Here is a 13,284-nt window from a genome sequence, read left to right on the forward strand (position 1 = left end):
AAAGGCACAGCTCAAACTTTAGTTAATGCTTTACCAGACTCTGAATCAGCAAAACAAACAGAGCTACAAGGTCGTTTAGATGGCTTGACCACCACAGTTCCTGGGGTGAACGATACCGACAGCGATGGTATTGATGACAGCGTTGAAGCAGCACAAGACTTATTAAATGAAGCACAAGCTGCAGTGACAGCGGCTGAGAATGAATTAGTCACTTCGCTTGAAGACGATAAATTGACTGAAACTGAAGTTGAAGCACTTAAAAAAGCGATTGCTAATGCACAAACTAAGTTAAATGCGGCGGTTGAGGCGATTGATAAACTTCCAGAAGGTACAGCGAAAGAGGGCTTAGAGTCACAAGCTAAAAATATTCAAGATCGATTAGATGTGACGGGTGCATCAACCTCTGTTGCAGTGGCTGAGCAAGCTTATGCAGATGCGAATACAGCTATTGCAAATGCGAAACAAAATGGCTTTACGCCAGCTCAAAAAGCTGAACTTGAGCAAGCTGTGAAAAATGCAGAAAGCTTAAAAGCAATAGCTCAAGACAAAGTTGACGGTTTAGCTCCAGGTGCACAACCAGAACTTCAAGAGCGCTTAGATGACTTATCTAAACTAGATATTCCAGTAAATCTAGATATATCTCAGTTAACGCCTGTAGATACGGATGAAATGGCAGACGGTGAAGCAGATCGGTTGATTGTCAAAGGTCAAACCAGTGAAGCAAACACCACGGTTATCATTAAAGATCACGCTGGTGAAGAAATTTATCGCGGTCACACTGATGCAAATGGTGAGTTCTCATTCACACTTGATACCACGAAGGTTCAAGCGGGCAATCAAGTTCAAATTGAATTGGTTGGAGAGCAAGGCTCACTTGCAAATACTACAGCAACAGTGGGTGACTTAGAGTTTGTAGATGATACAGCGCCATCAACACCAACTGTGACAATTGGAAGCAATGCTGATGCATTTATTAATGCGACAGATATTGATGAAAATGGTCAGGTTACAGTCACAGTCACATTGCCAAGTGATGGTTCTGTGCGTGCAGGAGATACATTAACGATTAATGGTGAGGATCAAATCTTAACTGCTGAACAAGTTGCGGCTGGGAAAGTACAAGTCCAATTTACAACACCAAGTGAAGATAAGACATTAGCGTTATCGGTCAGCTTAACAGACCAAGCGGGTAACATTTCTAAGATTGTTAGTGCTACAGCAGTGGTTGATACTTTTGCAGATATCAAAATTACAGATTTTGCTGAAGATAATCTTGTACAGTGGAGTGAAAAAATAGAAGGTTTCACCATTAAAGGCACTGTCGATGGTGTGTCTGAAGGTGCAACTGTGACCTTAACTTTCAAAGATGCTCAAGGTCAGCCAATTCTTGGTGAAGATGGTGCACCAATCATGATAACTGCGACAGTGAACGCAGAGAAAGGTTGGACAGCTGAAATTTCATCTGAGATCTCTAAACAGCTGAAAGATGGTCAGGTTCATGCAAAAGTGACGGATACCGCAGGTAATATCGCCCAATCAACTCAAGACTATATTGTGGCTACACCACCAAAGTCTGTGATTGAAATTACAGGCTACTATGACAATATCGGTAGTGTTTATAATAAAGTGACAGACACAGGTATCGCTGCAGATGGTCAAGGTAAACTAACAGGGAAAATTACTAATAAGTTTGGTCAGGTGATAGAGTTTGAAGAGTCTTTAGGTTCTAATGAACTTTCAGGTATTGGTGAAATAACTTTTAATACAGATGGTTCATGGGTTTTGAATATTGCGGACATTCAAGAGCAACTAGACAGTTCTACTGCACCATTACATGCAACCTTTACTCTTAAAGATACATTAGGTCACAGCTATCAAATACAGTTCTCTGTTCGTAAGGATGCTGATTTTGCAACTACAGGTAAAGTCAGTGTTACAACGACGACAGTAAGTCTTGTTGATAAAGAGGTGGTTGAGAATGATGGCGAGACTCACACCCAGCTTACCAATGATGTCTTAGGCGAGCTGACTGGTAAAGTCGATTTAGCATTAGTGCAAAATGGTAAAGCTACTATTCGCCTCTATGTCAATAAGTTTAATACATCTGACACAGAGTCTTCGGTCGAGCCGTATCCAAATGGTGCGGATATTGAGGTAAATGTTGAAGCAGATGGTACGTGGAGACTGACGGAATCGGACTTGCAAAAAGTCTTAAATGAAATTTGGGCAGCAGATGAACTACGTGAAGATAATATTTATATTCAGGTTAAAGTTTACGACCCTGTCACTGGAAAGTTAAGTGAGGTTACTGACAAGTACACCTTTAAGACAGACATCACACCGCCAGAGGCGACCAATGTTGGCTTTGATGCAAGTCATGGCGAGCATGGTCAGGTGACGGCTTTAGTCACCAAGTCAGGCGAAACTTCTGCCGAAACAGGTAATATTGTCACGGTACTGTACGATGGTAAAATCGTGGGTACAGGTGTAGTAGGTGGAGATGCACTTGGATTTAATGGTTACTTAGATATTAAAGTGAGTCTTGATCAAGCCATTGAAAACTATGATCCACTTAAATTACAAGTTTTTGTTGAGGATAGTGCGGGTAACGTTGGTGTCAATAATGGTAAGACGCTTAACCCAGAGTTGAGTTTAGCCACTCCTGAAGTAATAGCTTATGTAGACAATGTTGCAGGTGGTATTGTTGGAAATATTGTCAATGGTGGTGTAACCAATGATGCACAAGGGGTGATCAAAGGTACAATTGACCTTGGTACAGATGGTTTAGTCAGCCAAATTTGGGTGTATTTACATAACATTAACACCCCAATTAAGATTGATATTCCACAGGGTGCAACGGGTGTTTATGAATGGAATGTATCATCTGATCAACTTTCTGCTGCGGTGACCACTGGTAAGTTGGTAGGTAACGTTAAAGTTACCGCAAAAGCTTATAATGATGAAACTGGCTTGCTCAGTGATGCATCAAATGAGTTCAACTTTACAGTCGATACTACACCGCCAGTGATTGAAAATATCGTTGTCAGCAACCAAATGGCAGCGGATGGTTCGGTTGCAAGCACCATAATGACAGTAAAAGTCAATGCGGATGCACAGCAGGTGTATACAACGCTTGATGGGGTGAAATACACTGCGGTTGCAACAGGTGTTGCAGGTGAATATAAATTAACACTTCCTGCGCTAGCGAAAGGTAAAACACTTGATATCTATGCTGAAGATGCTGCAGGTAACGTTGTGGTTTCAAAACAGTCTGGTCTAAACAACCAACCGACTGCGCCAGGCACGTCTTTCAATATCAAAGAAGATCAATCGATCATCTTGACACAGGCAGATTTACTGAAAAATGCCAAAGATATTGATGGCGATAGTTTGAGTGTGACTGCAGTGACTTTGGCAGACCCAAGTATGGGTAAAATTGTAGCCAATGCAGATGGTACATGGACATTCACACCAAAAGAGCATTTTTCGCATGCCAATACTACGGATGCTATTGTGCTGAACTACACAGTTTCTGATGGTACGCAGCAGATATCGACTACCGCAAAAGTCAATGTTGAAGCAGTCGCTGATGGTGCAAACATTATCTTAAATGCCAATATTTGGGATAACTCAAGCACAGGCGGTATAGCTGGTTCAGGTGTTGCATTAAAACCAGCACCTGCTTCAACAGGTCTAATTTTTAAACAATATAATAGACTGAGCTTAAGTAGTAGTAGTAAAAAGAATTTTGATTCAAATGGGCTTGAAGACTTGCTCGACACCGCTGAGGCAACTAGCACTGGACGTGCCAACGAGTTTGCAGGCAACTTTAGTGGTAGTAGTGTTGCTAGTTCAAGATTTGACGCTGTGTCTTATACGGGCTTAATTTACCTAGAAGCTGGGCGTGAGTATAGCTTTGAAGGTTATGCCGATGATGCAATGCATATTGAGCTTGGAGGTAAAGTTCTAGCACAAACTATCGGTGACGCCTATGGCAACTATCATCCGACCATTATTGGCGGAGATGGTAACGGTACCATTAATATCAGCAGTTTTGTACCTGAAAAAACCGGCTTTTATACTTTTGAAGCTTATTTTGCCAATCTAAATAGTAGAGGTGAATATAACATTAGCGTTCTAGAAAAAGGCAAAGGACAAAGTTGGGCTCAGGCAACATCGAAACTATTGACTTCTGAAAACTACAAACTTTATGGTAGTGCCGAAGAGTTACTGACTTTAGGTGCGGACGTGGGTGGTTTTGTAAGCAATACGACAGGTAAGCCTGATGGGGGTTACTTCTCTGCTGAAGCGGTTGATAATGGTATGCAAGACACACCAATCAAGCTATCTGGTATCCAGGTCGATTTGATTGATAAAGATGGATCTGAAACGTTAACTGCACTTGAGCTCAATGGAATTCCAGTTGGTATCACCATCACCGATGGTGTACATACCTTTACTGCTAAAGCGGGTCAAACAGGCTTGAGTATTAAAGACTGGAATTTGGATAACCTCAGCTTAATACCAAGCAAAGGCTTTACTGGTAAGATTAACTTATCTATTTCAGCAACTACGACTGAAAGTAGTAATTCGCACAGTAAGACCACAACTAAAGCGTTGGAAGTAGAGGTACTTGACTTTAATAAAGCAACGACAGGCTTAGACAAAGATATCAAAAATACAGATAACTTGTTTCAGAATGGAACTGCTGCTAATGACCTTGTTGGTCATAAGCTGACCGCAACTGTCAAAGGCGAAACAGGTTCAGGTACTCCATGGTCATTGCAATATCATAATGACAAACCAAATACTTCAATTACTAAAGTGGTGATTGATCTAAGTGGTTCTAGAACTTCTAGTGTGCATTTTGGTGCTGCCAATACTGGACCCTTAGATACTGATAAACAAGGTAATCAGTTTAAGTCAGATAGCCCGAGTCATAAAGCTATTATTAATAATAGTATGGTGCAAAGTTACGAGATTAAACGTAAAGGCACAAATGCAAATCGACCAGAACTCTTAGAAATTGACTTTAAGGCTGGGCAGTTTACTGTAGGTAAAGAGTTTAATTTTGCTGCTGATACAGATAATAGTTCTTTCTTGATTTCTAGAAATGACAGTTATGCCAGAGATATGGAAGGATCGACGATTACGGTTTACTTCAGTAATAATACGAGTCAAACCATGATCTATTCAGGTATCGGTTCAGGTAGCACAAGTTCTAGTATTTCAGAGGCGGTAGATGGTATCGGTTATCAATACTACAACGGTGGTGCGGGTGATGACACGATCTTTGGAACGACTTTAGATGATTACTTGGTGGGAGGTGATGGTAATGACTTTATTGCTGGTGGTGCCGGTAATGACTATCTGCTGGGTGGTGCCGGTGACGATATCCTCTATGGTGGTGCAGGCAATGATACTTTCGTTGGTGGTTTAGGTAGTGATACTGCAGTCTATGATGTTTTAGTTGCTGCCGATGCGACTGCTGGCAATGGTACCGATACATGGAATGATTTTACCGTTGGTAAGATTGGAGCGAATGTCAATGCCGATAAGATTGAGTTTAGCCAAGGATTCTTCCAAGGATTACTGGATGTCAATCAAGGCGATATCGGGCAGTACATTAAAGTCGAAGATGTGAATGGCACAGCGACGGTGAAAGTGGACCGTGATGGTGTTGCAGGTGCGCATGATTGGGCAAATCTGTTGGTACTTGAAGGGCATAAAGCTGCCGATGTAAATTTACAAACTTTATTAGATAATCATCAGATTATTATTGGATAAAGTGAATTGAATCCATGCCTCGGCATGGGTACAATAAAAAGCTGGTTGGTTGCAACCAGCTTTTTTTATTTTAAGAGTGTGATATTGTTTTTGGGCCTTAGGACGCAAGAATTGGCTATTTGCAGGTTCGCTGCGCAGTGGTCAGCGAGCGGCAAACATCATGACTTTAATCCAGTCAGCAAAGCTGAATGGACTGGATTCGTATGCCTATTTAAGTGATGTGCTGAAAAGGCTGCCGACACATAAAGTGACCCAGATTGAATAATTACTGCCACACCGCTGGAAATCTGAACCGAATTAAAAAATAGGCATGGTGTTAGCGGCAGTGTAAAAATGACCCCCTTGGTTAATATAGCTGTCATTTTGGACTGCTCAATATGTTAACTTTGGAGCAAGCAGCGACAATCCAAATTCTTCATCAACAGGGTAAATCTATTAAAGCCATTAGTCGTGAACTGGGGGTGTCTAGAAATACCGTGCGTAAATATTTACGGCAGAACATCACACCTCATTATCAGCGTATACAGCCTAGAAATAGTATCCTTGACCCGTATAAACCTTGATATGTGCTGAATGAGCAGGAGACTTTCACTTGGGATATGCTAGGCAGCTAACCGATAAAAGTTCTCTGCTATTTGATTTGGCGTTTTAAGAGCCTGTAAATAATTTTAAGTAATTGTGAACCGTACCGGGTTTGTCGGAGAGTTAATATTCTGAGAGACTATTCCGATGAAAAAACCAAACTATACCCCCGAAATTAGAGAAAGAGCGGTTCAATTACTAATTGAATCTGAAAAAGATTATCCTTCTACTTGGGCAGCAATCACAGCTATTGCGCCTAAAATCGGTTGTACTCCTGAAACATTGCGTGTTTGGTATTTAAAGCATATGGATCAACTAAATCCTGCCAAAGTACAACAGATATCTGACCAAGAAAAAATGAAGCAAATGGAACGTGAAATCAAAGAATTAAAGCGTGCCAATGAAATTCTGCGTAAAGCAGCCGCTTTTTTCGCCCAGGCGGAGCTCGACCGCCCACACAAATAATGGTGGATTTCATCCATAACAATAAGGCGTTATATGGTGTTGAGGCGATTTGTAGGATTTTACCGATCTCAGCTTCTACCTATTATCGAACACTAGATATTGCTGAAAACCCAGAACATCGAGCAAAGCGAGATCTACATGATTTGCATCATGCTGAACAAATTAAACGAATTTGGAAAGAAAGTTCAGGTCGATATGGTGTACGTAAAGTTTGGCAACAACTGAAACGTGAAGGTTATGTTATTGCACGCTGTACAGTGGTTCGCTTGATGAAGAAGCTAGGTATACAGGGTGTTTGGCGTGGGAAGAATAAATACACCACCCGTAGCCGAGATGATCAAAAAAGAGCGGATGATTTAGTGAAACGTAATTTTACTGCTGATTATCCAAACCAACTATGGGTCGGTGACTTCAGTGTGCCGCAGCAAGCGGCGTAAGAGATGAGGGTATGGCCCCTCGCTATCGGCTTGCAGGAGCAGGTAGCAAACCACCATAAGCGGCTTGGATCAAAAGTCCCGGTCGTGAGCGTTATGGAAAAGGCATCGTAGAGATGTCAGGTAAGAATTAGGAAGGCGAACAACAGTGAACTGCCGTTCAAGTGTCGAAAGTACTCAAATGACATCAAAACCGGGGATGGAAGTTACCCCGCGATTAGTTTGGCCGTTACCTGCTTACGGGCCATTCGGTGTCCGGCGTAGAGGCAGCGCGATCCTAATTCAGGCTCTTACGTTGAACTGCGGGAACCTTCGGTGGCGATGTCAAGCGAAAGGCACAAGCTCAAAAGGCAAGGCTGATAATAGCAATGCGTCACCAAGGGGCGGAGCAACTCGTAGTAGTGTTGAAGTTACTGTAATGGTAATGGAGCGAAGGGGTTGCATTATCCAGGTCTACGGATTTGTCAACTGTGCAAGCAGGAGGAGCAAAACTTTATGACCAAACCATTTAATATTCCTAAAGCGTTAATCTGGGAGGCATTTAAAAAAGTCAAAGAGAATGGTGGCGCTCCAGGCGTTGATCATGAATCTATTGAGCAATTCGAAAAGCATTTAAAGAACAACCTATACAAACTATGGAATCGACTTTGTTCTGGCAGTTATTTTCCACCGCCAGTTAAGGCTGTTCCGATTCCAAAGAAGTCAGGTGGCGTGCGTATACTAGGTATTCCAACAGTTGCAGATCGAGTCGCGCAAACAGCAGTTAAGCTCTTATTAGAGCCGAAAATTGATCCATTATTTCATCCAAACTCATATGGATATCGTCCGGGGCGTTCTGCCCATGATGCAATTGCGATAGTGAGGAGACGAAGTTGGGATTATGACTGGGTTGTGGAATTTGATATCAAAGGTCTCTTTGATAATATCGACCATGATTTACTAATGCGTGCACTCAAGAAACACTGTGAAATTCCATGGATTCTTTTATATGTGCAACGTTGGTTAAAAGCACCAATGCAACACATAAATGGCCATCTTTTAGAAAGGAATCGCGGCACACCACAAGGTGGTGTTGTGAGTCCTTTATTGGCGAATTTATTTATGCATTATGCTTTTGATATGTGGATTACGAAACATCTTCAAAGTGTACGGTTCTGCCGTTATGCAGATGATGGCGTAATTCATTGTCGGAGTTTATCTCAAGCCAAACTTGTTTTACAAAAGATCGATGCACGATTTCGTGAATGTGGTCTCGAATTGCATCCAGACAAGACAAAGATTGTTTATTGCCAAGATATTAATCGTCGTAAAGCATATCCCGATGTTCAATTTACTTTTCTCGGGTACACGTTTAGGCCCCGTAAGGCTGTGGACAAGTATAAAAGAGTTTATGTAAATTTCTCTCCTGCAGTCAGTCGTGATGCACTTAAAGCAATGCGACAGACTATTCGGAAATGGCATCTACATCTGATGTGTAATCGCGAATTAAGTGATTTATCTGCAATATTCAATCCAATTCTTCAAGGTTGGCAGCAATACTATGGTCGATTCCATGGTTCAGCAATGTCAGCGATCTGGCAACACATGAATGCTTATCTTATACGCTGGATGAGGCGTAAGTATAAAAACTTGGCCCGTCATAAAAGACGGGCTAGATATGCCTTAGGGCGACTTGCGCGTGATTTTCCAAATGCCTTTGTGCACTGGAAAATGGGATGTTTACCATCGGTTGGATAATGGGAGCCGGATGAGCTGAGAGGTTCATGTCCGGTTCTGCGAGGGGCTAAGGGTGAAATTCCCTTGGTCTACTCACCCGTATATTCAAACTCATTCAGGCTGGGTCTATACCGCCTTTATTATTGATGTGTTCTCACGAGCGATTGTTGGATGGAAAGTATCAACACGTATGAATACAGACATGGTGCTCGATGCACTAGAGCAAGCATTGCATGACCGAGGTATGCCTAAGAATGTGATTCATCATTCAGATAGAGGTGTTCAATATCTTTCAATTCGCTATACCAATCGTTTAGAAGCAGCAAATTTACGAGCATCAGTTGGTACGACCAGTGATTCATACGATAACGCTTTGGCTGAAACAGTGAATGGGTTATACAAAACAGAGGTGATTGAATATTTAAAAGCAGACTGGCAAGGTTTAGCGGATGTACAACTTGCGACATTAAATTGGGTAGATTGGTTCAACAAAAAGCGTGTACACAGCGCATTGGGTTATGTATCGCCTTTTGAGTTTGAAGCAATGTACTATGATAAGATTAACCCGTTAGGTCACGTGGCCTAACTTAAATAAAAATGTCTCCGACAAACCCGGTACGGTTCAGCGTGAGGTACATACATTACAATTAATGAATTTCAACAAAATCAGCATGTACTTTGGCTAGATGTCCAATAATGGGACAAGTTGATATGGTATCTGTCCATAAATAACTAAATTTTTACGGTATTTTTTACGGTAAATTGAAAAAATTATTATAATTATTCTTTATAAATTAAATGCTTGTTTGATGTTTATGATGCGCGCTGAGTGCACTATCCCATCCAAATAAATTAAAATGTAAGTTAGATAGCTCTAAATACCTAAAACAACCTGATACGGCTTAAACCCTTCCAATACAGCCTCAGAAACCAACTGAATAAAAGCTTCAGTCTTTCCATAAGCCATCCATTGATCTAAAGCTTCATAGTAAGCCAAACGATTTTCTACTGTAATCACACAAGGCGGATATCCAGCTTTAAGTAATTCGAGATTCATCAATAAGCGTGATGTACGACCATTCCCATCAATAAATGGATGAATGCCTACAAAGTCTGCATGTACTTTAGCTGCACGTTCAATAGGATGTAGCTTATGTGCCTCAGTATTGTACCAATCGACAAGCTGAGCCATTTTATCATTCAACAATGTATAGTCGGGTGGGTTAGTCGTAGCACCTGAAATCAACACGTTTTGTTGGCGATAACGTCCTGCATTGTCATCATCGATATTTTTTAGAATGAGTTGATGGATATTACGAATCTGCCATTCAGAAAAAGGTTCTTCTTTACGAATAATATCTTCAACATAATAGATCGCATTTCTATGGTTAATTGCCTCGAAATGTTCTCGTAATGCTTTTCCACCAACGGTAATGCCTTCCAAAACCACTTTTGTTTCTAGCAATGTCAGTGTATTGCCTTCAATTGCATTTGAATGATATGTCCAGCGAACAATAAGATCTTCTTGTAGATTTTTTACAATTGCAGGAGAAAGAGGACGATGCTGATCTAATTTTGTTTTTAAGGCATCTATATTGTCAAACATAACTTTCACCCTGAAGTTGTACTCTTGAATGATACATGAAAAAAACAAATATAAAAAAGTAATGTTATAACATATATTTTAATATTGAATGCGTACGTGTTAAAATCGGGACACCATTTCAAATCCTGTTAATGGATTTGAACAAAACAAATTTTGTGATTCAATGCACTAAATCTAATTTGGGTAAAAAATGGGTACAGGAAAAACGCTATTGGCTTTATGGTTCACTAAATCAATAGCTTAGGAGTTGAGTTCAATTGACGCCATCCCACCAAAATTAAAAAAAGCCTTAAATCTTATTGATTTAAGGCTTTTTTATTGCCAGTTTATAAATTCTTTACGACTTAAAAGACTACATCTTGTATCACTGCATGTATCACATAAAAAAATAAAAATTTCATGCAGTGGTGAATTTTATAAAATAAAAATATTCAAGATTTAAAATACATCTTATATGGCTAATTAATAAAATATATCTAGTAAGGAAAACTTGAAGCACTAACACGGAAAAGGGAAATTGCCTTCACAAGTGATTGATTCATACTGAAACTGTGGTAAACAGAGGACACTTCAGATGAAACATACACGCATTAGAACTTTTAATACAAAAGCAACTTACCCAGAACAAAATTTAGATAATGACTTATGCCAAGCAGTTGTCGCACGCGGCAGCACAGTGTTCTTACGCGGTCAAATTGGACAAAACCTAGATACATCTGAAAGCGTATGCATTGGCGATGCTGCGGGCCAAGCAGAACAAGCCATGTATAACATTAAGATGCTGCTCGAAGAAGCTGGCGGTGAACTTGAAGATATTTGCAAAATCACAATCTATATTATTGATCCGCGCTACCGTGAAGATGTTTACCGTGTCGTTGGCAAATGGCTAAAAGGCGTGTTCCCAGTTTCAACAGGTATTGTCGTTTCGGCACTTGCCCGTCCTGAATGGCTGGTTGAAATTGATGCAACTGCAGTTATTCCTGACTAAGTAAAAGGAGCAACGCAGCCTATGACATTTTCAATTATTGCCCGCTGTCATAAAACGGGGCAATTTGGAGGAGCGATCAGCTCTTCTTCTCCAGCTGTTGCATCGCGGTGCATTCAAGCCAAGGCCGGTGTGGGTGTTGCAACATCTCAGAACATTACAGATCCATACTTGGCAAATATTTTGCTAGATATGACCAAATATGATCTGGCGCCAGACGATGCGATTGCTGAATTGGTCAAAAATACCGACTTTATTGAGTATCGACAGCTGACGGTTTTAAATTTTGATGAAAAGCCTGCTGCATTTAGCGGCAAATATACCTTAGGTGTTCATTCTCAGTGCGTAGGGGAGCATGCTGTTGGTGCGGGAAATCTGCTTGCAAATGAAGATGTTCCTCAGGCCATGGTTGACGCTTTTCATCAGGCATCCGGCAGTTTGGCAGAGCGTTTGCTTATAGCGCTGCAAGCTGGTTTAGATGCAGGCGGCGAAGCTGGCCCAGTTCATTCAGCAGGTATTCTGGTGGTCGATAAACTGGAATGGCCTGTGATTAATCTTCGGGTTGATTGGTCTGAAACTCCAATTGAGGACTTGTATCAGCTTTGGAAAGTGTATGAACCGCAAGTTGAGGATTATGTTGCACGGGCTTTAGATCCATCCAGCTCTCCAAGCTATGGTGTGCCGGGCGACGAATAATGCTTAGCCTGCGCTGAAAAGGACGCGGCATTGTTAAATCGAATTTCTTTACGTCAAATGCAATATTTTGTTGCGACAGCTGAAAGCGGCAGCATTATTATTGCATCTGAAAAAATTCACGTTTCTTCACCTTCTATTTCAGCGGCGATTGCCCACATAGAATCTGAATTGCAAGTACAGCTGTTTATTCGCCAGCATGCAAAAGGCTTAATGCTGACTAGCATTGGCGAAAAAGTCATGCAGGAATGCAAATTCATTTTAAGTCAGGCCAGCAGTTTATATGCTTTGGCTGCAGACTTTTCAGGTTCTATCCGTGGGCCCTTAAAGCTCGGCTGTTTTACTGCATTTTCACCCATGATTTATGCAGAAATCATTCATGGCTTTGCCAATTTATATAAAAATGTCACTTTAGAACTGAGTGAGGATGATCAGCAGATTTTGTTGAGCCAGCTGGCACGAAATGAGCTGGATGTCGCACTGACTTATGATTTAAATATTGATCATGACCTGATTAATTTCGAACCTTTGGCCGTGCTGCCACCGCATGTTTTGGTCAGTGAAGCACATCCTTTAGCAAAAAATGTGGCGGTGACTTTAGAAGAACTGGCAGAACTGCCGATGGTGCTTTTAGATATGCCTTTCAGTAATGATTACTTTATTTCATTGTTCCGTAAGCATAAGTTAAGCCCGTTGGTGGCGCATACTTCGCGCCATGTGGATGTTGTCCGTTCGATGGTAGCCAATAATCTGGGCTATACCATTTTAAATGTGCGCCCGAAAAATAATTATTCATTAGACGGCAAGCGACTCGTCCGCTTGCGTATAGCAGGCGATAACCGTCCGATGAAAATTGGTTTGGCGACTGCAAAAAATGCAAATCTGAATACGGTGTCGCAGGCATTCATCAGCCGCTGCCGTGCATTCCTATCCAATCAATACATACCCGGTATGGGCGATGCACATTTCTTTGATCCGCATGTAAAGGCAAAGCCTGTACTGGAAGAGGCATAAAT

At 41.2% G+C, this 13,284-nt stretch carries 6 protein-coding genes, 4 pseudogenes and 1 other annotated feature; of the genes and pseudogenes, 9 read left to right on the plus strand and 1 reads right to left on the minus strand.

Annotated elements, in window-relative coordinates; genetic code table 11:
- The 6 genes and pseudogenes from FTU34_RS13370 to FTU34_RS13395 form a co-directional block, all read left to right on the plus strand.
- The coding region (locus FTU34_RS13370; protein WP_180112644.1) for a cadherin-like domain-containing protein at positions 1 to 5,787 on the plus strand (5,787 nt) is incomplete at its 5' end.
- Positions 5,788 to 5,878: 91 nt separating this feature from the next.
- A pseudogene (locus tag FTU34_RS13375) lies at positions 5,879 to 6,052 on the plus strand (transposase domain-containing protein); the annotation flags it as partial.
- A gap of 112 nt (positions 6,053 to 6,164) precedes the next feature.
- Positions 6,165 to 6,347 (plus strand): annotated as a pseudogene (locus tag FTU34_RS13380) (helix-turn-helix domain-containing protein); the annotation flags it as partial.
- 169 nt (positions 6,348 to 6,516) lie between these two features.
- Positions 6,517 to 7,259, plus strand: a pseudogene (locus tag FTU34_RS13385) (IS3 family transposase); the annotation flags it as partial.
- Positions 6,792 to 6,908, plus strand: a sequence feature (AL1L pseudoknot). Its footprint overlaps the pseudogene before it by 117 nt.
- Before the next feature lie 504 nt (positions 7,260 to 7,763).
- The gene (gene ltrA, locus FTU34_RS13390; RefSeq protein ID WP_004826931.1) at positions 7,764 to 9,005 is read left to right on the plus strand and encodes a group II intron reverse transcriptase/maturase; all 1,242 of its coding nucleotides are present in this window, start codon (positions 7,764 to 7,766) and stop codon (positions 9,003 to 9,005) included.
- A 79-nt stretch (positions 9,006 to 9,084) separates the two neighbouring features.
- Positions 9,085 to 9,570: pseudogene (locus FTU34_RS13395) on the plus strand (IS3 family transposase); the annotation flags it as partial.
- A 288-nt stretch (positions 9,571 to 9,858) separates the two neighbouring features.
- On the opposite strand, the gene FTU34_RS13400 reads toward FTU34_RS13395, so the two are convergent.
- Positions 9,859 to 10,590, minus strand: a complete 732-nt coding sequence (locus tag FTU34_RS13400) for a Fic family protein (RefSeq protein ID WP_180035914.1) — start codon at positions 10,588 to 10,590, stop codon at positions 9,859 to 9,861.
- 574 nt (positions 10,591 to 11,164) lie between these two features.
- Between FTU34_RS13400 and FTU34_RS13405 the strand changes: the two genes are divergently transcribed.
- From FTU34_RS13405 to FTU34_RS13415, 3 genes are read left to right on the plus strand one after another with little or no spacing between them, the layout of a single operon-like run.
- The gene (locus FTU34_RS13405; RefSeq protein WP_078190012.1) at positions 11,165 to 11,578 is read left to right on the plus strand and encodes a RidA family protein; all 414 of its coding nucleotides are present in this window, start codon (positions 11,165 to 11,167) and stop codon (positions 11,576 to 11,578) included.
- A 21-nt stretch (positions 11,579 to 11,599) separates the two neighbouring features.
- Positions 11,600 to 12,271, plus strand: a complete 672-nt coding sequence (locus FTU34_RS13410) for a DUF1028 domain-containing protein (RefSeq protein ID WP_078190011.1) — start codon at positions 11,600 to 11,602, stop codon at positions 12,269 to 12,271.
- Between the two features lie 30 nt (positions 12,272 to 12,301).
- On the plus strand, positions 12,302 to 13,282 hold the full coding sequence (locus FTU34_RS13415) for a LysR family transcriptional regulator (RefSeq protein ID WP_180035913.1): 981 nt from the start codon (positions 12,302 to 12,304) through the stop codon (positions 13,280 to 13,282).
- Positions 13,283 to 13,284: the final 2 nt, after the last annotated feature.

The sequence above is a fragment of the Acinetobacter sp. YH12094 genome (genome assembly GCF_013419295.1).
In the GTDB taxonomy this organism is placed as follows: Bacteria; Pseudomonadota; Gammaproteobacteria; order Pseudomonadales; family Moraxellaceae; genus Acinetobacter; species Acinetobacter amyesii.